Origin of the sequence: Yinghuangia aomiensis (assembly GCF_039542225.1) — a bacterium.
Classification (GTDB): Bacteria; Actinomycetota; Actinomycetes; order Streptomycetales; family Streptomycetaceae; genus Yinghuangia; species Yinghuangia aomiensis.
The window spans coordinates 115170-138747 of sequence record NZ_BAABHS010000017.1 but is presented as its reverse complement, the minus strand read 5'-3'; the positions used below and the strand labels follow the sequence as shown (position 1 = coordinate 138747).

The 23578-nt window shown below is 72.2% G+C and carries 22 protein-coding genes and 1 riboswitch; of the genes, 9 read left to right on the top strand and 13 right to left on the bottom strand.

Features of this window, described 5'->3' with window-relative positions; all coding sequences use genetic code 11:
- Positions 1-17: 17 nt before the first annotated feature.
- Genes ABEA93_RS23850 through ABEA93_RS23830 form a run of 5 tightly spaced genes read right to left on the bottom strand, consistent with a single transcriptional unit; the run spans position 18 to position 3879 of the window.
- Complete coding sequence (locus ABEA93_RS23850) at positions 18-1100, bottom strand: serine hydrolase domain-containing protein (RefSeq protein ID WP_345677761.1); 1083 nt, start codon at positions 1098-1100, stop codon at positions 18-20.
- Positions 1100-2005: a DUF6895 family protein gene (locus tag ABEA93_RS23845; RefSeq protein ID WP_345677833.1), complete on the bottom strand. Its 906-nt coding sequence runs from the start codon at positions 2003-2005 to the stop codon at positions 1100-1102. Before ABEA93_RS23845 ends, ABEA93_RS23850 begins: the two co-directional genes overlap by 1 nt.
- A gap of 11 nt (positions 2006-2016) precedes the next feature.
- Positions 2017-2994, bottom strand: a complete 978-nt coding sequence (locus ABEA93_RS23840; protein ID WP_345677760.1) for a DUF6895 family protein — start codon at positions 2992-2994, stop codon at positions 2017-2019.
- On the bottom strand, positions 2991-3680 hold the full coding sequence (locus ABEA93_RS23835) for a serine/threonine-protein kinase (RefSeq protein WP_345677759.1): 690 nt from the start codon (positions 3678-3680) through the stop codon (positions 2991-2993). Before ABEA93_RS23835 ends, ABEA93_RS23840 begins: the two co-directional genes overlap by 4 nt.
- 13 nt (positions 3681-3693) lie before the next feature.
- Positions 3694-3879, bottom strand: coding sequence for a hypothetical protein (locus tag ABEA93_RS23830; protein ID WP_345677757.1), 186 nt, complete (start codon positions 3877-3879; stop codon positions 3694-3696).
- 356 nt (positions 3880-4235) lie between these two features.
- Here ABEA93_RS23830 and ABEA93_RS23825 point away from each other — a divergent pair, with 356 nt between their 5' ends.
- The 3 genes from ABEA93_RS23825 (at position 4236) to ABEA93_RS23815 (ending at position 6542) form a co-directional block, all read left to right on the top strand.
- Positions 4236-4361 carry a hypothetical protein gene (locus ABEA93_RS23825; protein WP_345677756.1) on the top strand — a complete coding sequence of 42 codons (126 nt, stop codon included), beginning with the start codon at positions 4236-4238 and terminating at the stop codon, positions 4359-4361.
- A gap of 109 nt (positions 4362-4470) precedes the next feature.
- A complete protein-coding gene (locus tag ABEA93_RS23820) occupies positions 4471-5658 on the top strand; it encodes an acyl-CoA dehydrogenase family protein (RefSeq protein ID WP_345677755.1) in 1188 nt (395 codons plus the stop codon).
- Positions 5655-6542 (top strand): HTD2 family dehydratase, encoded by an 888-nt coding sequence (locus ABEA93_RS23815; RefSeq protein ID WP_345677754.1) that lies wholly within the window; start codon positions 5655-5657, stop codon positions 6540-6542. The genes ABEA93_RS23820 and ABEA93_RS23815 overlap by 4 nt, the downstream gene beginning before the upstream one ends.
- An 8-nt stretch (positions 6543-6550) precedes the next feature.
- Here the strand turns inward: ABEA93_RS23815 and ABEA93_RS23810 are convergent, their stop codons facing one another.
- Positions 6551-7141 (bottom strand): hypothetical protein, encoded by a 591-nt coding sequence (locus ABEA93_RS23810; RefSeq protein WP_345677753.1) that lies wholly within the window; start codon positions 7139-7141, stop codon positions 6551-6553.
- Between the two features lie 152 nt (positions 7142-7293).
- On the opposite strand from ABEA93_RS23810, the gene ABEA93_RS23805 reads away from it, so the two are divergent.
- The gene (locus ABEA93_RS23805) at positions 7294-8091 is read left to right on the top strand and encodes an alpha/beta hydrolase (RefSeq protein ID WP_345677752.1); all 798 of its coding nucleotides are present in this window, start codon (positions 7294-7296) and stop codon (positions 8089-8091) included.
- A gap of 87 nt (positions 8092-8178) precedes the next feature.
- Here ABEA93_RS23805 and ABEA93_RS23800 read toward each other — a convergent pair whose 3' ends face one another.
- Together ABEA93_RS23800 and ABEA93_RS23795 are read right to left on the bottom strand one after the other, a co-directional pair.
- Positions 8179-9351: a M20 family metallopeptidase gene (locus ABEA93_RS23800; protein WP_345677751.1), complete on the bottom strand. Its 1173-nt coding sequence runs from the start codon at positions 9349-9351 to the stop codon at positions 8179-8181.
- Complete coding sequence (locus tag ABEA93_RS23795) at positions 9348-10892, bottom strand: MFS transporter (RefSeq protein ID WP_345677750.1); 1545 nt, start codon at positions 10890-10892, stop codon at positions 9348-9350. Before ABEA93_RS23795 ends, ABEA93_RS23800 begins: the two co-directional genes overlap by 4 nt.
- Before the next feature lie 155 nt (positions 10893-11047).
- Here ABEA93_RS23795 and ABEA93_RS23790 point away from each other — a divergent pair, with 155 nt between their 5' ends.
- Positions 11048-12097, top strand: a complete 1050-nt coding sequence (locus ABEA93_RS23790; protein ID WP_345677749.1) for an Lrp/AsnC family transcriptional regulator — start codon at positions 11048-11050, stop codon at positions 12095-12097.
- 5 nt (positions 12098-12102) lie between these two features.
- Here ABEA93_RS23790 and ABEA93_RS23785 read toward each other — a convergent pair whose 3' ends face one another.
- The gene (locus ABEA93_RS23785) at positions 12103-13833 is read right to left on the bottom strand and encodes an N-acyl-D-amino-acid deacylase family protein (protein WP_345677748.1); all 1731 of its coding nucleotides are present in this window, start codon (positions 13831-13833) and stop codon (positions 12103-12105) included.
- A gap of 245 nt (positions 13834-14078) precedes the next feature.
- Between ABEA93_RS23785 and ABEA93_RS23780 the strand changes: the two genes are divergently transcribed.
- Complete coding sequence (locus tag ABEA93_RS23780; RefSeq protein WP_345677747.1) at positions 14079-14909, top strand: carboxypeptidase regulatory-like domain-containing protein; 831 nt, start codon at positions 14079-14081, stop codon at positions 14907-14909.
- A 9-nt stretch (positions 14910-14918) separates the two neighbouring features.
- On the opposite strand, the gene ABEA93_RS23775 is transcribed toward ABEA93_RS23780, so the two are convergent.
- Positions 14919-15350: a hypothetical protein gene (locus ABEA93_RS23775; protein ID WP_345677746.1), complete on the bottom strand. Its 432-nt coding sequence runs from the start codon at positions 15348-15350 to the stop codon at positions 14919-14921.
- 84 nt (positions 15351-15434) lie between these two features.
- On the opposite strand from ABEA93_RS23775, the gene ABEA93_RS23770 reads away from it, so the two are divergent.
- The gene (locus ABEA93_RS23770) at positions 15435-15803 is read left to right on the top strand and encodes a VOC family protein (protein WP_345677745.1); all 369 of its coding nucleotides are present in this window, start codon (positions 15435-15437) and stop codon (positions 15801-15803) included.
- A gap of 39 nt (positions 15804-15842) precedes the next feature.
- Here ABEA93_RS23770 and ABEA93_RS23765 read toward each other — a convergent pair whose 3' ends face one another.
- The gene (locus ABEA93_RS23765; protein ID WP_345677744.1) at positions 15843-16031 is read right to left on the bottom strand and encodes a hypothetical protein; all 189 of its coding nucleotides are present in this window, start codon (positions 16029-16031) and stop codon (positions 15843-15845) included.
- Positions 16032-16236: 205 nt separating this feature from the next.
- Between ABEA93_RS23765 and ABEA93_RS23760 the strand changes: the two genes are divergently transcribed.
- Together ABEA93_RS23760 and ABEA93_RS23755 are read left to right on the top strand one after the other, a co-directional pair.
- The gene (locus tag ABEA93_RS23760) at positions 16237-17337 is read left to right on the top strand and encodes an acetate/propionate family kinase (RefSeq protein WP_345677743.1); all 1101 of its coding nucleotides are present in this window, start codon (positions 16237-16239) and stop codon (positions 17335-17337) included.
- A gap of 226 nt (positions 17338-17563) precedes the next feature.
- On the top strand, positions 17564-19942 hold the full coding sequence (locus tag ABEA93_RS23755; protein ID WP_345677742.1) for a phosphoketolase family protein: 2379 nt from the start codon (positions 17564-17566) through the stop codon (positions 19940-19942).
- 149 nt (positions 19943-20091) lie between these two features.
- Here ABEA93_RS23755 and ABEA93_RS23750 read toward each other — a convergent pair whose 3' ends face one another.
- Positions 20092-21402, bottom strand: a complete 1311-nt coding sequence (locus ABEA93_RS23750) for a transglycosylase family protein (RefSeq protein WP_345677741.1) — start codon at positions 21400-21402, stop codon at positions 20092-20094.
- Between the two features lie 3 nt (positions 21403-21405).
- Positions 21406-21609, bottom strand: a riboswitch (cyclic di-AMP (ydaO/yuaA leader).
- Between the two features lie 359 nt (positions 21610-21968).
- Positions 21969-23486, bottom strand: a complete 1518-nt coding sequence (locus tag ABEA93_RS23745) for an FAD-binding oxidoreductase (RefSeq protein ID WP_345677740.1) — start codon at positions 23484-23486, stop codon at positions 21969-21971.
- Positions 23487-23578: the final 92 nt, after the last annotated feature.

Sequence of the window (23578 nt, the reverse complement as noted above, 5' to 3'; positions counted from 1 at the left end):
AACGCGAGACCGGCAGGTCAGCGCGACCGCGCGACCGGCTCCCCGGACTCCGCCAACGCGTACAGCAGTTCATACGCCGCCTGCACCACACGGCAGGACCGTCCCCGCCGGGTCGCCAGCGCGACCAGGGCCGTGCCGGTCGGCGGATGGAACCCGGCGTAGGCCTGCTGTCCGAACGTCGCCCCCGGGTGGAACAGCAGCGGACCCTGCTCCGCCGGATGCCGGATCCACCCGAGCGTCTGACCGCTGCGCCGCGGCCACCCGTGCTCCAGCTGCAACGCACACGCGCTGCGCAAGGCCTCGGCCAGCGGAGTCGCGTCCGGCGCCAGATGCGCCTCGGCGTACGTGAGCAGATCACCGGGCGTGGCCCGGACCGCCCCGGCCGGCGCGAACGCCCCCATCCCGGTGGACGGGACGACGGTGGTGCCGTCCCCGGCTCGTCCCACGGCGTCCCCGGGTACGTCCGCGCGTCCCAGGTCCGCCGCGGTGTCCGTGAGCCCGAGCGGCCGCAGCACCCGTTCGTCCAGTAGTGCGTCATAGGGCTTCCCGGCCGCCTCGGCGAGCGCCCGTCCCAACAGCGCGATACCGAAGTTGGAATAGTGCCAGCGTCGGCCCGGTGCGCTCCGGAGCCGGGCCCCGGCGAACGTCCGCAGCAGTCGTGCGTCGCCGTATCCGGTGTACGGGTTGTGGTGCGGCCGCGTCAGCGCGCCGAGCACCAGATCGCGCGGAATCCGCGGCAGCCCGGACGTGTGGGTCACCAGGTGCCGCAGGCTCATCCCGGGCGCCCGTCGATTCCCCGCCGGCAGGTAGTCGGCGACCGGGTCGTCGAGCCGGATCACCCCGCGCGCCGCCATCTCGCACGCCAGCAGGCAGGTGAACGTCTTGGTCAGCGAACCGAGTTCGTAGCGCTGGCCGGTCCGGGGCACCGTCGGCTCCGGCGCGCTCCCGCCGGACACCACCGTTCGCCGGCCGCGCACCGAGACGGCGACCACGACATCGGGGGCGTCGACCGCGCGCAGCATAGCGGCGAGGCGCTCGTCGAGTTCGCTCGGACGGGCCGGGGCCGGGGCGGCGGTCGGTGCGGGTGCGGTGCTCGTCATCAGGCGTCCATCGCCCGCGACGTGGCCATCGCGGACGCGAACGCGGCCACCAGCGTGGGGTGGTGTACCTGGTCGAACACGTCGTCCGCATCGCCCTCCGGCATCCCGCCCCGCACGGGCATCGCCCCGGACGCGTCCTGTGCGGCCGCGTACCGCTCCCACACCGAGGCGTCCAGCACCGGCCGCGGCAGGCAGGTGTCGACGACCAGCAGCTCGCCGAGCAGGTCCCAGTGCCGCAGATCGGCCCAGTCCTCGAGCCACGCCGGCAGGTACAAGGTGAGGTACTCGGCAAGCCGTGGCGGCATCCGGTCCCGGCCCTCGCCCCAGTTGGTGATGTGGAAGACCGTGTGCGTGATGTCGTACCCGATGTGCAGCTGCACCGTCCACGGCTCCGGAAGCCGTCCCAGCCACGTCCGGCCGAGCGCCTCGTCGAAGTCGCCGCTGGGTTCGAGCCCGATCCGGGCTTCCGCGCCGAGCACGGCCAGCCGACGGGCGGGCTGCATCTCCAGCGCCGCCCAGGTGCGGGTCCGCTGCGACGCGGCGATGGACGCCTCCAGACCGGGGTGCCGGTAGCCCTCTTCGTGGAACGGCGCGTAGATCTCCAGCGGGATCGGCGAGAACAGCTCGTCGTCCTGCAGCCGGGCGAGCACGTTGCCGCCGTCGAGCAGCTCGCGCCACGCGAAGTCGAGGAGCGCGCCGCCGCGGGCGCGCTGCCGCGACCCGGCCACCCCTTCGCGGAACAGCACGCGCATGTTGACGGCCAGCTCGCCGATCGGCTTGAGCCGGTCGACCAGGTCGACCGGCGTGGTCTGCTCGTCCTCGCGGAGCCGGAAGTACTCGCGGTGCGCGTCGAGCCAGTCCAGCGCGCGTTCGCCCACCTGGTGCAGCAGGGCAGGGGATGCCATCGTCGTCGTGGTCACCGTGCCGCCTCCGTCGCGACGAGCGCCGGTACCGGCGCGGTTCGGGCCAGCGTCGCGGCGAACGCCGCGACCAGCGTGGAGTGGTAGCAAGCAAGGAAGTCCGCGGCCGGGTCGGCGGGACGCGGCTCCGCGCCGGTCTCCGGGAGCCCGCCGTCCGCGTCCTGCGCCGCGGCGAGCCGCCGCCAAGCCGCCGCGATGTCGACGGAACCGGCCGCGTCCAGGACGTCCACACATGCGGCGACCGCGAGCAGTTCCCCCGCCAAGTCCCACGACCGCTCGTCGAGCCAGCAGTCGAGCCACGTGGGCAGCCACAGCCGCAGGTAGCCGGCGGCCTCCGCAGGCAGGCGGTCGCGGTGGCGCCCCCAGTCGGTGACGTGGAAGACGTCGTGCGTGAGGCCGTACGCGGCGCGCCGGTCCAGCGCCCAAGGCTCCGGCAGCAGCCCGAGCCACGTGCGGGCGTAGTCGGCGGCGAAGTCGTCCTGCCAGGCTTCGGACGCACCCCCGCGGGTGCGGTCCTCGGCATTCAGTACACCCAGCGAGCGGGTCGGGTCCGAACGCGGTACCCGCCAGCTCAGCGGCCGGGTGAGGGCGTCCACCAGCGCATCGGTATCCGGGTGGCGCAGCCCCGCCCGGGCGAACACGCCGTAGATCTCCACCGGATAGGTGGCATGCGGCTCCGCGCGCAGCAGTTCGGCGAACACCCCGCCGTCCACGGTCTGCGCCCATGCGAAAGCGAACAGGCCTTCGGCCCGCGCCCGCAGCTCCGGGCGCGGGTGTACGGACGCGATCAACCCCGCCAGCTCCGCCAGTTCCCCCAGCGGCTTCAACGTCCGATCGACGTCGACACCCGGCTCGGCGATGTCGGCGGGCAACCGGAACCGGTCGCGCCGCGCGTCCAGCCACCCGAGCGCACCATCGGCCACCCGATCGACCAGGTCCGCGCCGTCCGAGTCCTCCGGGGCGCCCGCCGTCACCGGCCCCGCCCGAAGAACCGCTGCGCCGCCGCCACATGCAGGTCGACGCGCGGGTCCGCGGCGCCGAGGCGGCCGACGAACACCAGCCCGGTGTCCAACCCGAGGGTCTCCGGGACGTCCGGCAGCCGGGCCAGCCACCGCCCGACGCCCGCGGCCTGCAGCCAGTCGCGGCGCCGCACCGCGCGCACGAAGCCGCGGGACAGGTCGTCGACACGCGGCGCGAGGTTGGCCGCGAGACCGTCGGCCAGGCCCGGAACGGCGAGCGCGGCAAGTTGCGACACCCGGTGCGCGAGGCGCTGCCACGGGTCGGTGCCGGTCCACGCCATGTCGGCGTCGGGGACCGGCGGCAGCGCGCCGTCGGCGGGGAGGAAGCGGCGCGCGGCCTCGGCCAGTCCGCCGTAACTCCACACGGACACTTCGGACGCGTCCGCACCAGGCGGGTAGGCGGCCAGCGCCATGCGCACCGACTGCGCATCGCCGGCCTCCGCCGTCGGCGGCGGGTGGCCCAGCGCGTAGGGCGCCAGCACGTCCGCGCCGAGGACGCGTACGGCCGCCGGCGCGAAGGGGTTGTCGGGATGCAGGATGCCGGACACGGCATCGGGGCCGCCCCCGCCCCGAAGGGCGAGGGCGACCCCGGAGGCCGCATCGGCGATCACGGAGCGCAGAGCGTCTGCGTTACCGGCCAACGCGGGTTACTCCTCAGCTGCGGGACGGCTTCTTCGGACGCGGCGTCGGCGGAGCGATGAGGAGCAGCCCCAGCGCCAGCAGCGCGCCGGCGCATTCGCGGGTGTCGTGGTAGATGCCGTCGGGTTCCGGGCTGTCGACGAGGCTTTCGACCTCGATCGCCAGAGCGGCGCTGTCCGTCTTCGTGTGCTGAATGCCCATTGCCGTTCCACTCCTTCAGGTGGGGGGGACATGTCCCACCTTTGGGAACCCCGCCGGGGAGCGCAATCGGACAGTCGGGTGACGGCCGAGAGGCCCAATACGGCGTCCGTATACGGTGTTTGGCCCGGCGCATCGGGGCGGGAAGACGCTGTAGGTGCTTCGCTACACCTGCAGGTGGACCCGACTGTCACCCCAAGAGTTACGCCATGTGGGTTACGCCGCGGACGACCATGGCCATGAGGCGGCGGCGGAGGAGGGCGGCGGACTCCCGAAGTTCGCGGCCGCGGGCGCACAGGGCAGCGAAGGGCCTGGCTCACCGCCATGGGCTACGGCGACTGGCTCATGGCGACTGGCTCATGGCGATGGCCGACGGCGGGGAGGGCATGCGGTTCTTCGGCCATGACTGGAACGACGACCGGGAGATGACCGTCGTTCCGTGGGACGGGGACTTTGACGTGCACGGGGACGGGGACGGGGCATGAACGCGATGGCGAGGGGTGATGGTCCTCGCGCGTGACTCTTCCGTATTTGCGCGGGCACCAGTGGGATGCAGGGGCCGGTTGTCGGCCGCTCACGGTGCGAGGAGTAGGTGTGGCCCAGGAACGTATCCCGTTGTCTGCGCGTCTCGACGACGACGAACGTGCTGTTGTCGAGGTGGTTGCGGACTTCGTGGACCGGCAGGTCCGGCCGGTTGCCCGGGATCTCGAACACGCGAACGCCTACCCGGAGGACCTCATCGAGCAGATGAAGCGCCTGGGTGTGTTCGGGCTGCTCGCTCCGGAGGTGTACGGGGGTGTGGACGTGTCCACGGCGTGCTTCTCGCTGGTGACGGCCGAGCTGGCGCGGGGGTGGATGTCGCTCGCGGGGGCGATGGGCAGCCACTCGGTGGTCACGTATCTCGTCAAGACGTTCGGTACGGCGACGCAGCGAGACACCTACCTCCCGCGGCTGGCCACCGGGGAGATCCGGGCGGCGATGGCGCTGACCGAGCCGGGCGGCGGGTCGGACCTGCAGGCGATGCGTACGACCGCGGTGCTCGATGGCGATGTGTGGCGGATCTCCGGGAGCAAGACGTGGATCACGTCGGCGCGGCGCGCGGGGGTCATCGCGTTGCTGTGCCGGACGCGGCCCGCGGAGGGCAAGGGCTTCTCGGTGCTGCTTGTGGACGCGGGCTCCGGCTACGAGGTCTCGCGGGACCTGCCCAAGCTCGGGTACAAGGGCGTGGAGAGCTGCGAACTGCTGTTCGAGGACGTGCGGGTGCCGGCCGATGCGGTCTTGGGCGGGGTGGCGGGGCGCGGGTTCGCGCAGATGATGCGCGGGCTGGAGATCGGACGGGTGCAGGTCGCCTCGCGGGCGGTGGGTGTTGCGCAAGCCGCGTTGGACGACGCGGTGCGCTATGCCCAGGAACGGCACAGCTTCGGGCAGCCGATTTGGCAGCATCAGTCGGTGGGGAATCTGCTCGCCGACTCCGCGACCAAGCTGCGGGCTGCGCGGCTGCTCACGTTGGATGCGGCGGCGTCGATCGACGCGGGGCGACGGGCCGACATGGAAGCCGGGATGGCGAAGCTCTTCGCCTCGGAGGTGTGCCTGGAGGTCGCCACCAACGCTCTGCGCGTGCACGGCGGGCACGGCTACTCCACCGAATTCGACGTCGAACGCTACTTCCGCGACGCGCCGTTGATGATCGTCGGGGAAGGAACCAACGAGATCCAGCGCGGGGTCATCGCCAAGCAGCTCATCGCCCGCAATCCGGCGCCGGGGGCGGGGGAAGACCGATGACCCGCAGGCAAGCCGACACCGGCAGCGGCTACGCGGACTTGTTCGCCGACATCGCGGCGACGTGGCGTCCGGACCCGATCGAAGTCACCGAGACCATCACTGCCGGCCCCGCGCGTGATCTCGCCGCTCTGCTCGGCACCGACCCGCCGGACGACGTGCTGCCGCCGCTGTGGCACTCCGTCTACCTGCTCGACCGCCCGACCCGCGCGGAACTCGGCGACGACGGCCATCCGCGGGACGGCTACCTGCTGCCGCCGCTGCCGGAACGCCGGCGGATGTTCGGCGGCGGCGTGGCGGAGTTCGTCGCGCCGATCCGGATCGGGGAGACGGTGACGCGCCGGTCGACGGTTGCCGATGTGCGGGTGAGGGACGGTCGTTCGGGGGCGTTGCTGCTGGTCGCGGTACGGCACACGTATCTCGTCGACGGCGTCGAACGCGTCGTCGAGCAGCACGACTTGGTGTACCGCGATCCGACTGCGGCGCGTGCTTCGTCCGCTCCGGAGCCGGAGGATGCCGAAGGGCCGACAAACGTCCTGTGGCGGTTCACTCTCCCCACCGATCCCGTGACCCTGTTCCGGTTCAGCGCCCTCACCGCGAACGCCCACCGCATCCACTACGACCACCCATACGCCACCGAGGTCGAGGGGTACCCCGGACTCCTCGTGCACGGCCCGCTGCTGGCGCTGGCACTGCTCGAACTGCCGCGTCGTCACGCCCCGCAGGCGAGCGTGCGGACCTTCGCCTACCGCTTGCACCGCCCTTGCCAGGCGGGCGCGCCGGTGGAGGTTACGGGACGACCCGACGGCGCGGACGTCAACCTGTCCGCCGGACCGTCCTCGAACATCAGCGGCACCGCATCCCTGACCGGCCCGCCGCCGCGGTAGTGGACAGGTCAGCCGTCGACCAGGTCGCTCCAGAACGCGACGTGCGCGGCTTCGACCGAGCCGGTGGCCGCCGCCGTCCCGAACTCCCGTGCCAGATAGTCCGCCAAAGACGTGCCGCGCACCTCGACCGCGCTGCGCCGCACGGCGAGCACCGGCTGATCCCAGGTGTCCGCGACGCCGGGCAGGTAGCAGTTGCCGTGGACCGGCACCAGACGCGGTGCCTTGGCGAGGTGCCAGCGGGCCGACTTGAGGACGTGTTTGCGCTGCGCCGGCTTGGCGCCCCAGGCGATGGGCCAGAAACCGGCGTTCTCGACGTCGAAGACGACGCCCTCGGCCGGCAGGCCGAGCTGCATGCGGAGAGCGGCGGGACCGCCCTCGCGCCAGTCCGGCCAGCCGGGGCCCAGGGGCAGCGCGGCGGTGAGGAGCAGGCGGTGTTCGGGGGCGAAGGTGAAGCCGTAGGACTCCTCGGCCGCGCGCAACTCGGCCGGGTCCAGGCCGGGGGCATACGCCACACCGCCTGCGTCGAGCAGCTTCCGCAGGCTGTCACCCGTAGGGCGGCGGTCGGAGGAATCGGGCGGGGGAGGAGCGGTGCCGGTCACAGGGACAGAGCGTAGTTCCCGGCGGCGGTGGGGGGCGGACGGCGCGGAGCCGCGCCGATCTCGCCGGGTCCCGGATGTTCGGTCCAAGGGAATCCGGGCAACCTTGACGCGCCACCCGGCGCCCCTGCCCCCCGAGATCGGAGAAGGCGGCCATGACGAGTCCCAAGCCCGTCCTGTTCATTCACGGCCTGTGGTTGCACGCGTCGTCGTGGGAGCCGTGGATCGGGCTGTTCGAGCGTGAGGGGTACGCGCCGTCGGCGCCGGGCTGGCCCGGCGATCCGGCGACGGTCGCCGAGGCCCGTGCGAACCCGGACAGCATCGCCGACCACGGCATCGACGACGTCGTGGAGCACTTCGCCGGGATCATCCGGGGGCTGGACGCGCCGCCGATCCTGATCGGGCATTCCTTCGGCGGCATGATCGCGCAGAAGCTCCTCGGGCAGGACCTGGGCGCCGCCGCGGTCGCCATCGACGCCGCGCAGATCAAGGGCGTGCTGCCCGTGCCGTTGTCCGCGCTGCGGGCCACGCTGCCGGTGTTCAAGAACCCGGCGAACCGGCACCGCGCGGTGTCGCTCACCGCCGACCAGTTCCGCTTCGCGTTCGGCAACGCGGTGTCCCCGGAAGAGTCCGACGCACTGTTCGAACGCTGGACGATCCCCGCCCCCGGCAAACCCCTGTTCGAAGCCGCCGCGGCCAACTTCAACCCGCACTCGCCCGCCAAGGTCGCCACCGGCAACGCCAACCGCGGTCCCCTCCTGCTGATGAGCGGTGGCAAGGACCACACCGTCCCCCAGTCGGTCACCCGCGCCACCCTCAAGCAGTACCGCCACTCCGAAGCTGTCACCGACATCGTCGATTTCCCCGACAAGGGCCACTCGCTGACCATCGACAGCGGTTGGCGCGAGGTCGCGGACACGGCACTGACGTGGCTTCGAGGGCAGGGTTTGTAGCGTCGGTCCGGCTTGGCCGCGCACACGAGAGACCCTGCCCCCGAGCCCCGCCTCGGGGGTGACGCCGCCGCGTCACCCCCGAGCCGGTCAGCGTCCCGCGACGCCGGTCAGCAGCCGTTCGCGGGTCGTGTCCGCCGTGGCGAGTTCGATGGCGGTCCAGGCCATCGCGAGGCCGCCGTCGAGGACGGCCTTGTCGGCGCCCGGGGTGGTGCCGTAGCGGGTGAACTCCGGGTTGTGCATGATGGTTTCGCCGCAGTCGTAGCCGATGCTCGGGTGGATGGTCGGCAGGACGTGGGAGACGTTGCCCATGTCCGTCGAGCCTCCGCGCATGCCGCTGGGGACATGGTCGAAGCTGCGGCCGAGTGCCTCGGCGGCGCGGCGGTACGCGTCGCCGAACTCGGCGTCCTGGCGGAGGTCGGCGTAGTCCCGCCCGACGTCGGTGAGTTCGAGGTCGGCGCCGGTGGCCAGGGCGCCCGCTTCGAAGCAGGCGCGGATGCGGGCCTTGAGCTCGTGCAGGTCGTCGGCGGTTTCCGCGCGGCAGTCGTAGTCGGCGGTGACGCGGCCGGGGATGACGTTGGGGGCTTCGCCGCCGTGGGTGACGACGCCGTGCACGATGCCGCCGGGGATCATCTGCTGCCGGTACGCGCCGATGGCGACCTGGGCGACCGTCATCGCGTCGGCGGCGTTGATGCCTCTGTGCGGCATGGCGGCGGCGTGCGCGGTGCGGCCGGTGTAGGCGACCTTCCAGCTGCTGATGGCGTGGGACGTGAAGCCGAGGCCGTCGATGGGCGCGGCGTGCACCATCATCGCGGCGGCGACGTCGTCGAACGCGCCGCGTTCGAGCATGTAGACCTTGCCGCCGCCGTACTCCTCGGCCGGGGTGCCGAGCAGTTTGACGGTGATGCCGAGGTCGTCGGCGACCGGGGCCAGGGCGAGGGCCGCGGCGACGGCGGCGGCACCGTTCACGTTGTGGCCGCAGGCGTGGCCGATGCCCGGCAGGGCGTCGTACTCGGCGGTGATGCCGACGACCAGCTCACCGGAGCCGAACGTGCCGCTGAAAGCGGTCGGGAGGTCGCATATCCCGCGGGCCACGTCGAACCCGGCGCCTTCCAGCAGGTCGGCGATCTTCTTCGCCGACTTGTGCTCCTCGAAGGCGAGTTCGGGTTCGGCGTGCAGGCTGTGGCTGAGCGCGAGGACGTCCTCGCGGCGGGATTCGAGGCGGCGGCGGGTGATGTCGCGCGGGTCGGAGGTCGTGCTCACAGCAGAAGGCCCTTCGAGTCGTCGGCCGCATCGGCGGCATGTGCGGGTGCGGCAGGTGAGGCGGCTCGGTGTCCCGGCGCGGGCAGGTCGACGGGGAGCGCCGGGCGCGGCCGGTAGAGGCAGGCGACGACGCCGGCCAGGACGGACACCGCGGCGGCGAGCCACCACGAGTTGGTGAATCCGGCTTCCTTCGGGAACAGCGCCCCGTCGGCCGTGTTGGCGGTCATGATCGCGCCGACGACGGCGGAGCCGACCGAACCGCCGACCGTGATCATCAGCTCGTTGATGCCCGAGCCGACCGCGGTCTCGTCCTCGGCGACGGCCTCGACGGCGATGGTGCGGGTGCCCTGCTGGAGCAGGCCGATGCCGAAGCCGGATACCGCGCCGAACAGCAGGTAGGGGACGAGGCTGTCGTGCGCCAGTGCGGTGAGGCCGTAGCCGACGGCCATCAGCACCGAGCCGGCCACGAGCATGCCCCGGTCGCCGACCACCTTGGCGACCGACGGGGCGGCGATCGCGCCGAGGGCCATGCCGCCGACCGCGGGCAGAGCCGCGAAGCTGATGGCGAGGGCGCCGAGGCCCAGGCCGTAGCCGACCATGTCGTCGGGCAGGCTGCTGAAGATGGCGCCGGGCACGGTCAGGCTGAAGAACACGAACGAGAACAGCAGCGCCACCACCGAGACGACCAGCACCGGGATGCGGGTGAACATGCGGACGTTCACCATCGGCTCGGGGTGCTTCAGCTCGACCGCCACGAACGCCGCCAGCAGGACGAGGCCGCCGAGGCCGTAGCCGAGCGTGCTGCCCGCCGTCCAGCCCCACGCCTCGCCCTGGCTCAGTGCCAGCAGGACGCCGACCAGGCCGGTGCCGATGAACAGGCCGCCCGCCCAGTCGATCCGGCCGCCCGGCCGGTCGGTGGTCTCCGGCAGCGCGAACTGGGCGATCAGCACCGCGACCGCGACCGTGGCGACGGGCACCCACAGCGCCGAGGTGGGGTTGTCCGCGTACTCGGCGACCAGGCCGCTGCCCACGAGCCCCAGGCCGCTGCCGACGCCGATCGCGGCGACCATCAGGCTGATGCCCCGGCGGTTCTCCGCCTCGCCGCCGTGGTTGCGCAGGATGCCCACGAGCAGCGGGAACAGGCCGGAGAGCGACCCCTGCAGGACCTGTCCGGCGAGCAGCACCTCGAAGCTGCGCGCGAGGGCGACGAGCAGGGAGCCCACGAGGATGATCGCGAGGTTCACACGCAGGATGCGTCGGTGGCCGTACAGGTCGCCCATGCGCGACAGGATCGGCGCGAAAACGGCGCTGGCCAGCAGGTTCGCGATGCTGACCCAGTTGAGCTGCGCGGCGGTGACGTCGAGGGTCTTCGCGAGGGTGCCGAACAGCGGGGTCAGGAAGCTCTGCAGCGAACCGCTGACGAGTTCGACGCCCATGACCGACGCGAGGATGACGCCCGCGGACGTCGCGCGGCGGACGGGCGCGGACGCCGGGGGTCTGCCCGGTTCCGGGGGCAGCGGCGAAGAGGTTGTCCCGGTCATGTGAACTCCGTGAGGCGAAGAGCGCGACGGCTCGGCCGATGGCGGATGCGGTCGCGCCGCCCCGGACCCCGGGGAGCGACCCGCGTCGCACGAACATGGCCGGAACACGAACGTTGTCCTACGATTCGGATCCTCTGCGCAGGAAAGGAGCAGCGATGCCGTCTGCCACGCAGGAAGTGCACCCGCTCGACGACGCCGACCGGGCCTTGATCGAGGCGCTGCAGGTCAGCCCGCGGGCGAGCTGGGCGGCGGTCGGCGAGGTGCTCGCGTTGGACCCGGTCACCGTGGCGCGGCGCTGGAAGCGGCTGTCCGCGGAGGGAGTGGCGTGGGTGACGGCGTACCCGGCACCGGACGCGTACGGCACCGCCGCCCTGGTCGACATCGCCGTCGCCCCGCGGGACCTCGACGCCGTCGCGGCGGCCATCGCGGCCGACCCGCACGTGTTCACCCTGGAACGCACCACCGGCGCGCACAGCCTCACCGCCATCGTGGGCGCGGTCGACCTGGGCGACCTCACGGCGAACTGCCTCGACCGGATCGAGCGCATCGCGGGCGTGCGGGCGGTGGAGATCCACCTGGCCACGCGGATCTTCCTGGAGGCCTCACGGTGGCGCATGCGCGGGCTGACGCCCGGTCAGGTCGCCCGGCTCAAGCAGATCGCGCCGCCGCCCGCCGCGTCCGGCAGCCACGGCAGCCCGGCGGGCGACGACCTCGACACGCGGATCAGGGCCGTGCTCGTCGCCGACGGACGCGCGGGCGGCGCGGACGTCGCGGCCGCGCTCGGCATCGGCGTCCACACCGCGCGGCGGCGGTTGGACCGGCTCCTCGGGTCCGGCCGGCTGGTCTTCCGCTGCGACGTGGCACAGGCGTACACCGGCTGGCCGATCTGCGCGACGTTCCGGGCCGCGGTCGCCCCGGCCAAGGTCGTCGCGACCGCACAGACACTGTCCACGCTGCCGGAGATACGCATGTGCATGGCCACCACCGGCCCGCACAACCTGCACATCTCGGTGTGGCTTCACGCGGTCGACGACGTCCACCGGCTCGAGAACCTGCTCGCCGACCGGCTGCCGGACCTGCGGATCGCCGACCGGGTGGTGGTGCTGCGGCCGTACAAGTCCAGCGGGCGGACGCTCGGCCCCACGGGGCGGGCCTTGCCCGCCCCCGGTTCGGCGACCGAGGGCGGGCCGGTTTCGTTCGGCTAGCAGCGTTACGCGCGGCGCGTGCCGGCCGGGCCCGAACCGTCCAGGACACGGCCGGGCAGGTGGCCGGTGGGCGTGCCGCCGGTCTGCACGCAGACGCCGTCCACGACGGTCGCGCGGTAGCCGCCTTCGGGGCGGCGCAGCCGGGCGCCGCCCGCGGGCAGGTCGTGCACGAACTCGTCCTTTTCGTAGTGGAGTTCGTCGAGGGCGAAGACGGCGAGGTCGGCGATCGCGCCCGGCGCGACGACACCGCGGTCGGCGAACCCGAAGACCTCGGCCTGCCGCCCGGTGAGTTCGTGGACGGCGTGTTCGAGGGTCATGTCGCCCCGGTCGCGGACATGCCGCGTCAGCAGCAACGTGGTGTCGCCCGACGCGCACAGCATCTGCATGTGCGCGCCCGCATCGGACGAACTCACCAGCACCGCCGGGTCGGCGAGCGTCCGCGCGACACCGTCCACATCGGCGTTCGAGACGCCCACCGCCACGACCCCCGGACGGCAGTCGTTGGCGGCGACGAAGTCGGCGAACACGTCGGACGGATGGCCGCCGCGCTCGGCGACCAGCTCCGCGAGGGTACGGCCGAGCCACGGCTCGTTCTCCTTGCCGACCACCTCGACGAACCGCACGGTCTCCAGCCTGCGGTGCGGGAACATCGCCTTCTCGGTGCGGTCCCATTCCTCGCGCGCCGCGGCCCGCCACGCCGGATCCCGCAGCAGCCCGGCCTTCGCCTCGCCGGAGGCCGCGATGACCTTGTGCCAGCCCTGCGGCATCGACATGAACATCATCGACGAGTCCCAGTTGATGCGGAAGTCGACGGTGCGCGGGGAGAGTTGCGGGTAGAAGCCGATGCCTTCGGCGCGTAGTTCGCGGGCGAGGTCGATCCAGCGCTGCGTGCTCGCGGGATTGGTGTCGGAGTACAGGAAACCGGTCCAGGTCAGCGGTATGCCGCGGGCGCCGCAGCGCCGCGCGAGGTCTTCGAGGCGCTCCGCCGGGTTCGCGCCGAGGAGCTCGGGGACGAGTTCGACGACGCCGCGGCCGGACCGGGCCAGCACGTCGAAGAGCGCGTCGAACTCGTCGTTGTCGGCGGCCCGCGACGGCACCGGGCGGCCGTGCTGGTCGACGTCGAGGAACGACGACGACAGACCCCAGGCACCGGCCCGCATGGCCTCGTCCAGCAGCGCGGCCATGCGCGCGTTCTCGTCCGCGGTGGCGGCGCGGCTCCACGCGTCGTCGCCCATCACGGTCAGGCGCAGCGGGCTGTGGCCGACGAGCGCGGCCAGGTTGATGCCGGTGCCGACGGCGTTGACGGTGTCGCGGTATCCGGCGAAGTCGTGCCAGGTCCACGGCACGTTGTCGTCGAAGAGGTGGCGGGGGACGTCCTCGATGTACGAGAACAGATCGGCGATGCCGGCGCGGCTGGCGTCGGTGACCGGGTAGAGCGACAGACTGCAGTTGCCGACGAGCATGGTCGTCACCCCGTGCAGCGGGTCGGGGTCGAGGCCGGGGTCCCAGAAGACCTGGGGGTCGGTGTGCGCGTGCGTGTCGATGAACCCGGGGGCGACCACGGCGCCGCCGGCGTCGATCTCGGTCTCCCCGTCGGGCACGAGGTCCGGGCCGACCTCGGCGATGCGGCCCCCGCGTACCCGCACGTCGCCCCGGAAGCCCGGCGCCCCCGTTCCGTCGACGACGTGCCCTCCACGAACGATCAGGTCCTTGCTTGGCTGCGCGGGCTGAGACATGGTGCCGTCCTCCGTCGGAGCGGTTTGGTGGTGCGACGGTACGGGGCGGTCCGGCAAATCGGGAGGGCGATGGCGGGGCGTTCTCGCGCGTGCGCGGGTTCCTTGTGACAGAGCCGTTGCGTGCGCGGCTCGGGCCGGGGATGTCCCGGCCGTAGGCTGCACGGCAGTGCAGGCGTGCCGCGACCGGGTGGGGGGAGACCAACCGGCGGGGTGCGCATCCATCGGCTTCCCTGGGGGGATGAACCATGTTCGGCACAGCAATGCGGCGTGCGCTGGTGGCGGCGGTCGCCGTCGGGGTCCTGGGCGGATCGCTGGGGGCGTGCGGCGGCGACGGTGACGGAGGCGGGACCAAGCCGGCCGCCTCGGGCGGCGGGCGGGACGCGTCGTCGGGCGAGGTCGAGGCCGGGGTCGTCAAAGGCCGCGTGACCGACTCGGCGGGCAACCCGATCAAGGGCGCCGAGATCGTCGTGGACAACCAGTTCCTCTACGACAGCAACATCGTCCTGACCACCGACGCGAAGGGGAACTACCGGGCGGAGATGCCGGGAGCGGCCGCCACGTACAACGTGACGGCGAGCTTCAAGAAGACCTACAACAACGCGAAGTACACCTTCCGACTCGCCCCGGAGAACCCCGAGCCGTTCGCCGGCCCGGACGGCGCCGTACGCGACTTCACCTGGAAGCTGACCGGCGAACAGCCCGACGCCCCCGACACCTTCTACGGCGGCACGGTGCTGTTCAACCTGAGCCCGATCAACCCCGCCGACGACAGCTACGTCGACTCCGCCGGAGTCACCCTCACCCTGACCCCGACCGGCCCCCTCGTCGACGGCACCCCGGGCAAGCCCGTCACCAAGCGCGCGGAGAACACCGGCGACGGCTGGGCCGTCCGCGACATCCCCGTCGGCCCCTACAAAATCACCGCCACCCTGACGACCGGCTCCGGCCGCAAACAACCCCTCGCCATCCGCACCCGCGACGAAGCCGGCCCCTACACCGCCGACGTCACCGCCGACTTCAAGCCCTTCCTCACCGACCACCAGCGCATCGAACTGGAATTGGCCCTCCGCGGCTGACCTCTCGGGCTAAGTCAGCCGCAGATCCCCACCCCGACTCGCACAACGCACCCGGCCGCTCCGAAACACCAGCTCGAGCGCGACGCGCCCGGTATTCGGGTGATGCTCTTCGCGCACGCCCACGACGCACTCTCCGACGTACTCCGAGAACGGTGTCTCGTCGTCGGCGGCGTCCACCCTGATCCGCCCCGACGCGCCCATGTCATAGCCGGCATCGGGCTGTGCTGCCTCGACGACGAGACACCAATCGGACCCGGTCGTGACATGAACGGATCCCCCGCCCTCGTCGATCAACCACACATCCAGCGGCCCTACGTCCTCGTCCCCGCCGGCTTCCTGCCACGCCGCCACGACCTCGACCAGCCGCCGCCCCACCAGGCTCTCCACCCGCAACCCGCCACCGTGCAGCGGGCAGCCCTCCGGCCTTTCGTGGTCGCGCATGGGCGCACCGTAGCTCGCGCCGATGAGTTTTCGGAGTGGGGGCGGTCTACCCCTGGACAGGAACCATTTTCGACAGGAGTGCTCATGTCCACGATTCAGCCGGTGATCACCACGGCCGCGCCCGATGCGGTGATCGGGTTCTACACCGAGATGTTCGGGGCCGAGCAGGTTTTTCGGGTGCCGGAGGAAGGGCCGTTGTTCTACCTCGGGCTGCGGATCGGGGACTCCGACCTCGGGGTGGTGGTCAAGGACGAGGCGGGGGGTGAAGGAGCGCCGCGGATTCTGCTCAGTGTCGAGGTCGACGATGTCGCGGAGGCCCTTGGGCGGGTGACGGCGTTGGGAGGTTCGGTGTCCGGCGGGCCGAACGACATGCCGTGGGGACAGCGTGTCGGGCACATCAAGGATCCGGACGGGAATCCCGTGAACCTCACTCAGCCGATCCCGGTTCCGTAGCGGGCGGAACGTCGGGCCGGGGCGTGTCCGCGCCCCGGCTCAGCCGACGGCGGCGGTGCGGCGGCCCATGGCCGCCCCGGCCTGGTCGGCGAGGACGACGGCGGCTTGGCGGGCGCCGCGGTCCGGGACGGTGGCGCGGGACGCGGTCAGCATGAAGCGGCCGTAGGCGTGGCCGTCGGCGCGGACGAGGAGTTCGATCTCCCCTTGCGGAAGGCCGTGGGCGGCCACGTCCACCGCAGGCCCGCGGCGGACCGGGAGGGGGCGTCAAGACGGCGTGAAAATCGCGCCTCGGGGCAGAGGGGAGAACGCCCATGCCCGGGACAGCCCGGGCGACGCGCCCGGCGAGGTAGAGCCGTCTGGCCCTTTCGCCCTTCCCGGCCTGTGCGCGAGGCTCGACAAAGACCCGGGCAAGCCCACCGAAGGTGAAGGTGCCATGACACGCGTACTGGTGGTCAACGCCGGATCGTCGAGTCTGAAGCTGTCGGTGGTCGTCCCGGACGGTACGACCGCGCAGGAAGCGAACATCCACTGCCCGGACGCCATCCCGCCCGGCGCCGTCGCCGGGTTCGTGCGCGGCGCCGGTGCCGTGGACGCGGTCGGCCACCGGGTGGTGCACGGCGGCGGCGACTTCGACGGCCCGGCCCGGATCACCCCCGACGTGGTGCGCCGCATCGCCGCGCTGGCGCCGCTCGCGCCACTGCACCAGGGGCGGGCGCTCCAAGCCGTCGACGCCGTCCGCGAAGCCCTGTCCGGCGTCCCCGCGGTCGCCTGCTTCGACACCGCGTTCCACCGCACGCTGCCGCCCGAGGCCTCGACCTACGCCCTCCCGGAACGCTGGCGCACCAAGTGGGGCCTGCGGCGCTTCGGCTTCCACGGCCTGTCGCACGCCTACGCCGCCCGGCGCGGCGCCGAACTCGCCGGGCTCGACCCGGCGGCCGCCCGTATCGTCACCTGCCACCTCGGCGCGGGCGCGTCGCTGGCCGCGGTGCGCGGCGGCACGTCCGTCGACACCACGATGGGCTTCACCCCGGCAGAGGGCCTGGTCATGGCGACCCGGCCGGGCGACGTCGACCCGGGAATGCTGGTGTGGCTGCTCAGGCAAGGCGTGTCGGCCGACGAGCTGGACGAGGCGCTGGAGCACGGCTCGGGGCTGGCCGCGCTGGCCGGCCACGGCGGCGACATGCGGGCGATCCGCGACGCGGCGGAGCACGGCGACGAGGCCGCCGCGCTCGCCCGGCGGGTGTACGCGTACCGCATCGGCACCCGAACCGCCGCCATGGCCGCGGCACTCCGCGGACTCGACGCCGTGGTCTTCACCGGCGGCGTCGGCGAACACGACGCCCCCATCCGGGCGGCGGCCTGCGCGGGACTGGAGTTCCTCGGCGTGGCCCTCGACAGCGGCGCGAACGACGCCGCACACGCGGACGCGGACGTGTCGGCACCCCGCGCGCCCGTCCGCACCGTGGTCGTCACCGCCCGCGAAGACTTCGAAGTCGCCCGCCAAACCCGCGAACTGCTGGCCCGTGACGGTTGACGAACGCTCACGCGAGAAGAGCCGACCTGCACAAGCCGGCGAACGCCCACCCGAGCCCACCGCCGAAACCCGGCGAACCCCCGCACAACCCCACCGACTTTCCGGAATCCCGGATTCCGCAGGCCGTTCGGCCCTGACTATCGGTCCGCCGAACGGGAACCGTCGTCAGCGACGCACAGCCATGTCGTGCGGCGTCGGCGCCGCGCGGTCTCCGAGGGGGAAAGCCATGACCGACCTCGTCCCGGCCACCGGCCCGCAGCCCGGCGGACTCGACACCGTCGACGCCTGGTGGCGCGCGGCGAACTACCTGGCCGTGGGCCAGATCTACCTGATGGACAACCCGCTGCTGACCGAGCCGCTCCGGCCCGAGCACGTCAAACCGCGGCTGCTCGGCCATTGGGGCACCTCGCCCGGCCTCAACCTCGTGTACGCGCACCTCAACCGGGTGATCCGCGAGCGCGGCACCACGATCATGCACGTCACCGGGCCCGGCCACGGCGGACCCGCGGCGCTGGCCGGCGCGTGGCTCGACGGCACCTACACCGAGCGCTATCCGGACGTGCCGCAGGACACCGCGGGCATGCGGCGGCTGTTCCGGCAGTTCTCGTTCCCCGGCGGCGTGCCCAGCCACATCGCGCCGGTCGTGCCCGGCTCCATCCACGAGGGCGGCGAGCTGGGCTACAGCCTTTCGCACGCGTTCGGCGCCGCGTTCGACAACCCGGACCTCGTGGTCGCCTGCGTGGTCGGCGACGGCGAGGCCGAGACCGGGCCGCTGGCGACGTCGTGGCACGGCACCAAGTTCCTCAGCCCCGTCGGCGACGGCGCGGTGCTGCCCATCCTGCACCTCAACGGCTGGAAGATCGCCAACCCGAGCGTGCTCGCCCGCCTACCCCGGGAGGAACTCGACGCCCTCCTGACCGGCTGCGGATGGCGGCCGCACTATGTCGAAGGCGACGAGCCGGACGCCGTGCACGTCGCGATGGCCACCGCCCTCGACACCGTCCTCGACGACATCGCCGCGATCCAGGCCGGCGCCCGCTCCGGCAAAACCGTCGGACGCCCGCGCTGGCCGATGATCGTGCTGCGCACCCCGAAAGGCTGGACGGGCCCCCGCGAAGTCGACGGCCTCCCGGTCGAAGGAACCTGGCGGTCCCACCAGGTCCCGCTCCCCGCGGTCCGCGAAAACCCGGACCACCTCGCCCAGTTGGACTCCTGGCTGCGCTCCTACCGCCCGGACGAACTGTTCACCGCCGACGGGCAGCCGGCCGCCGCCGTCCTGGCGAACGTCCCCCGCGGCGACGCCCGGCTCGGCGCCGTCCCGCACGCCAACGGCGGCACCCTGCTGCGCGCCCTGCCGCTGCCCGACATCCGCGACTACGCCGTCAAGGTCCCCGAGCCCGGCGGCACGATGTCCGAACCGACGAGGGCGCTCGGCGCCTGGCTGCGCGACGTCACCGCGGCGAGCGCCGCCCGCCGCGACTTCCGGGTGTTCGGGCCCGACGAGACCGAGTCGAACCGCCTCGGCGCGGTGTACGAAGCCACCGCGAAGGCCTGGCAAGGCCCCTTCCTGGACGTCGACACCCACCTCGCGGCCGGCGGCCGGGTCATGGAGATCCTGTCCGAACACACCTGCCAGGGCTGGCTGGAGGGCTACCTCCTCACCGGCCGCCACGGCGTGTTCTCGACCTACGAGGCGTTCACCCACATCGTCTCGTCGATGTTCAACCAGCACGCCAAATGGCTCCACGAATCCGCCAAGCTGGGCTGGCGGCCGCCGATCGCGTCCCTCAACTACCTGCTGACTTCGCACGTCTGGCGCCAGGACAACAACGGCTTCTCGCACCAGGACCCCGGCTTCGTCGACCACGTCGTCAACAAACGCCCCGAAGTCGTGCGCGTCTACCTGCCGCCGGACGCCAACACCCTCCTCGCCGTCAGCGACCACGTGCTGCGCAGCCGCGGCCTGGTCAACGTCGTCGTCTCCGGCAAGCAGCCGTCACCCGACTGGCTCGACCCGGACGCCGCCGTCCTGCACTGCGCCCGCGGTGCCGGGATCTGGGAGTTCGCCTCCAACGACGCGGGCACGCCGGACGTCGTCCTCGCGTGCGCGGGCGACGTGCCGACCCTGGAGACCCTGGCCGCGGCCGACCTGCTGCGCCGCCACCTGCCGGAACTGCGGGTGCGCGTGGTCAACGTCGTCGACCTGATGCGGCTGCTGCCGCACGAGGAACACCCGCACGGCATGCCGGACGCCGACTACGACGCGCTGTTCGGCACCGACGTGCCGGTGATCTTCGCCTACCACGGCTACCCGTGGCTGATCCACCGCCTCGCCTACCGGCGCGCCAACCACGACCAGCTCCACGTGCGCGGCTACAAGGAGTTCGGCAGTACGACGACGCCGTTCGACATGGTCGTCCTCAACGACATGGACCGCTACCAGCGCGTCGTCGACGTCATCGACCGGGTGCCGTCCCTCGGCCGCAACGCCGCCGCGCTGCGCCAGCAGATGCTGGACATGCGGGCCCGGCACCACGCCTGGATCCGCGTGCACGGCGAAGACCTGCCGGAGGTACGCGACTGGACGTGGCCGACGGGTCATTGAGGCCCCGGTCGGCAACCGCGCGCAAACGCGCGAACGCCGGAAGGCCCGGCTGGAGTTCCAGCCGGGCCTTCCGGTTGTCCTGCTCACGCGGCATCAGGTGGCTGCCCCGGCCCCACCCGGGAACGGTCGCCCGCCGCGCTGTCGTCCGATCAGACGTTCACGCCGTGGGCGCGGAGGTAGGTGATCGGGTTGATGTCGGAGCCGTAGTTGGGGCCGGTGCGGACCTCGAAGTGGAGGTGCGGGCCGGTGGAGTTGCCGGTGGAGCCGGAGAGGCCGATCTGCTGGCCGGTGGAGACCTTCTGGCCGACCGAGACGGAGATCGAGGAGAGGTGGCCGTACTGGGTGTACTTGCCGTCGGCGTGCTTGATGACGACCTCGTTGCCGTAGGCGCCGCCCCAGCCGGCGGACACGATGGTGCCGGAGGTGACGGCCTTGACCGAGGTGCCGGAGGCGGCGGTGAAGTCCTCACCGGTGTGGCCGTGCGACCACAGCGAGCCCGAGTTGCCGTAGGAGCCGTGCGGGGCGCCCGGGACCGGGCGGACGTAGCCGGTCGACGACGCGGTCGAGGAGGAGCTGCTGCTGTCCGAGGACTTCGCGGTGCTGCTGCTCTGCGACTTGACGGTCGAGCTGCTCGAACCCTTGTCCTCGGTCAGCTTCGACGCCGACGAGGAGGAGGACGAGGAGGACGAGGTGGTGGACGTCGAGGCCGTGGCCTTGGTGTCCTCGGTGAGCTTCGCCGCGGCGGTCTTGCCCGACACGCTCAGCTTCTGACCGATCTTGATCAGGTTCGGGTTGCCGCCGATGACGCTGCGGTTGTCCTGGTAGAGCTTCTGCCAGCCGCCGGAGACGTGCTGGGAGGCGGCGATCTTCGACAGCGTGTCACCGGAGACCACGGAGTACGTGGCGGCGGTGGTCGTCGCGGCCGGCGCGGACGCCTGCGGACGGGCCTCGGAACGCGACGCGCGGTCCTCGCTCAGCTGCGAGCTGCCCGAGTTGGAGGCCGAGTTGGCGGCAGCCTTCGGGGCGGCCTGCTGGGTGGTCTTGGCAGCCGACGCCGAGGAGCCGGTGTCGAGCGACGGGGTGCCGCTGTTCTTGGTCAGGCCCGCCTTGACGGAGCAGACCGGCCAGGCGCCGGGGCCCTGGCTGGCGAGCACCTTCTCGGCGATCGCGATCTGCTGGTCCTTGGTGGCCAGGTCGGCGCGCGGCGCGAACTGCGTGCCGCCGAACTCCTGCCACGTGGAGTTGGTGAACTGGAGGCCACCGTAGAAACCGTTGCCGGTGTTGATCGACCAGTTGTTGGTCGACTCGCACGCCGCGACCTTGTCCCACGTGCTCACCGGTGCGGCGGAGGCGCTGGTGGCGCCGATCATCGGCGCGGCGATCGCGGCGCCGGTGACACCGGCGGCGGCGATGGCGAAACGGGACTTGGACGTAAGGCGCTTGCGGGTCGCAGACAGCATGAAGTAGTTCCTCTCCCACGCCTGCGAGGTGAGCTGTCGGATTCGGGCTGGAGTTGCCCGGCCAGCCTTCGATGGCCCTGTTCAGGGCGTTCGAGGCATGGCTTCACCCCAAGCCGTCCCGGGCGCGCCGCAGCGCACCGCCGGTCCGGCGGATTTCACCTGGTTCCCCCGCTTCTGCCGTCATCGCTTACTCAGCGGTCCCAGCCCGGCCGGCGGCAGAATTCGGCGTTCCGGCGAGTGGGGTCGGCGTTGCACCGACGAGGACGAAGCTAAACGACGCTTCGCTGAATACCCAAATGCCTTGTCGTCGAAGGCAATCCGAGAAATTTCGGGAATACGGAATATCTCACGGAGGGCGACACGGGCCCTCCGCAGCGTGCGGAAATTCTCACGCACGGCGACGGGCCCTGTATCGGCTGTTCGGGAGCGCGACACAGGGCACGTGGACGGTCACACAGGATCAAAGGGTAAAGAGGTAGCAAAGAGCCCAAATCGGATGTTTTCCCACGGTTCATCCGGGCATGACAGGCCCTGCACATGCTGCTCGGCGAAGCGCCGAGCGGGGGTCAAGCACGTGCCACCGACTGGGGGAAGGCGAACACCTGGTCCGGGTCGTAGTGCCGCGCCACCTGCTTCAGCCGCGGCAGATTCCGGCCGTAGTAGGCGGTGCCCCAGTCCGGGAGACTCGCGTCGATGTAGTTGACGTACGCGCCTGTCGCGCCCAGCGCGGCCAGCCCGTCCCGGATCGCGTCCACCGCCTCGGTCGCCTCTTCCTGGCCGCCAGGGGTGGTGCCGACGTAGACCTGAGCGGTGGCGAGCGCGGAGCGGTGCGGGAAAGCGGTGGCGTCGGGGGCGAGCTGCGCGACGGCGCCGCCCATCGAGTCCAGCAGCAGGTCGATCCCGGTCCGCCCGTCCATCAGCTGCACCATCCGCTGCGGGTCCAGGGCGCGGGGGAGCACCCGGGAGACCGCGACGAAGGCGGCCCGGGTCAGTACGCCGCCCTCGGACTGCAGATGGCACTGCTCGATGGTGTCGTTCGCGCAGCCCGCCATGTACTTCATCGCGTCGAGATAGGTCTTGGCCTGCACCGAGCGCGACGTCGGCGGCGTGCCGGCGGCGGCCACCAGCCGGTCCAGCAGCGGGTCCAGTTCGCTCTGCGGCCCGACGTAGCAGCCGCCCACCCGGCAGGTCGGGGGCGTGCCGCCGGAGACCACGCAGTTCGACCACAGCTCCGGCCGGGCGTCCGCGATCCACTCCTGCCACGCGCCGACCACCGACGGCGTCGAGCCGGGCGGGAAGTGCAGCGAGAAGACGGTGAGCGGGGGAGCGGGCTCGGTCCGGAAGGTGAACTGCGTCACCACCCCGAAGTTGCCGCCGCCTCCGCCGCGGAGCGCCCAGTACAGGTCGGGCTCGGAGCACTCCGATGCGGTGAGCACGCAGGAATCGGCGGTGACCACCTCGGCCGCGACCAGGCGGTCGCAGGTCAGGCCGTACTTGCGGGCCAGCACGCCCACGCCGCCGCCCAGGGTGAGGCCGCCGACGCCCACCGTCGGACAGGACCCGGCGGGCAGCAGGCGCCCGGCCTCCGCGAGCGCGGCGTAGACCTCGATCAGCCGTGCGCCCGCGCCGACCTGCGCGGTGCCGTCGTCGAGCACGCGGACCTGCGCCATCGGCCGCAGGTCCATGACCAGGCCGTCGTTCGGCACGCTGTACCCGAGATAGCTGTGGCCGCCGCTGCGGGCCGCGATCGGGACGCCGTGGCCGCGGGCCGCGTCGAGGCAGATCTGCACGTCCTCGGCGGAGGTGCACTGCGCGACAGCGGCCGGGTACTGGGTGTCGTACAGCTCGTTGAAGCCGAGCCGCGCCACGGCATAGCCCTGGTCCTCCGGCAGCAGCAGACGCCCGTCCAGCCGCGCCTTCAGCGCGGACCAGTCCGGCGGTTCGACCGGAGCGCCGGGGACGCGACGGCCGGGGATGCTCCGCACCGACGGCGTGCCGGTGGCCGCCGCACCGGCCGCGCCGGTGACGACCATCGCGCCGCCGAGCCCGAGGGCGGTCAGGAAACCGCGTCGATCGATCGTCATGCGCTCACAGCTCCCGGCGATCCGCGCCCACCACGTGCCAACCACGAGGTTTCGTCATTCTGGCCGCCGCGACCCCGGAAAACCGGGCACGG

Coding starts and splice junctions, on each gene's coding strand:
- ABEA93_RS23775 (WP_345677746.1), bottom strand. CDS start 15,350: ATGCGCGACCACGAAAGGCCGGAGGGCTGCCCGCTGCACGGTGGCGGG.
- ABEA93_RS23815 (WP_345677754.1), top strand. CDS start 5,655: ATGACCCGCAGGCAAGCCGACACCGGCAGCGGCTACGCGGACTTGTTC.
- ABEA93_RS23845 (WP_345677833.1), bottom strand. CDS start 2,005: ATGGCATCCCCTGCCCTGCTGCACCAGGTGGGCGAACGCGCGCTGGAC.
- ABEA93_RS23745 (WP_345677740.1), bottom strand. CDS start 23,486: ATGACGATCGATCGACGCGGTTTCCTGACCGCCCTCGGGCTCGGCGGC.
- ABEA93_RS23770 (WP_345677745.1), top strand. CDS start 15,435: ATGTCCACGATTCAGCCGGTGATCACCACGGCCGCGCCCGATGCGGTG.
- ABEA93_RS23750 (WP_345677741.1), bottom strand. CDS start 21,402: ATGCTGTCTGCGACCCGCAAGCGCCTTACGTCCAAGTCCCGTTTCGCC.
- ABEA93_RS23755 (WP_345677742.1), top strand. CDS start 17,564: ATGACCGACCTCGTCCCGGCCACCGGCCCGCAGCCCGGCGGACTCGAC.
- ABEA93_RS23760 (WP_345677743.1), top strand. CDS start 16,237: ATGACACGCGTACTGGTGGTCAACGCCGGATCGTCGAGTCTGAAGCTG.
- ABEA93_RS23790 (WP_345677749.1), top strand. CDS start 11,048: ATGCCGTCTGCCACGCAGGAAGTGCACCCGCTCGACGACGCCGACCGG.
- ABEA93_RS23830 (WP_345677757.1), bottom strand. CDS start 3,879: ATGGGCATTCAGCACACGAAGACGGACAGCGCCGCTCTGGCGATCGAG.
- ABEA93_RS23850 (WP_345677761.1), bottom strand. CDS start 1,100: ATGACGAGCACCGCACCCGCACCGACCGCCGCCCCGGCCCCGGCCCGT.
- ABEA93_RS23785 (WP_345677748.1), bottom strand. CDS start 13,833: ATGTCTCAGCCCGCGCAGCCAAGCAAGGACCTGATCGTTCGTGGAGGG.
- ABEA93_RS23805 (WP_345677752.1), top strand. CDS start 7,294: ATGACGAGTCCCAAGCCCGTCCTGTTCATTCACGGCCTGTGGTTGCAC.
- ABEA93_RS23825 (WP_345677756.1), top strand. CDS start 4,236: ATGGCGATGGCCGACGGCGGGGAGGGCATGCGGTTCTTCGGCCATGAC.
- ABEA93_RS23780 (WP_345677747.1), top strand. CDS start 14,079: ATGTTCGGCACAGCAATGCGGCGTGCGCTGGTGGCGGCGGTCGCCGTC.
- ABEA93_RS23795 (WP_345677750.1), bottom strand. CDS start 10,892: ATGACCGGGACAACCTCTTCGCCGCTGCCCCCGGAACCGGGCAGACCC.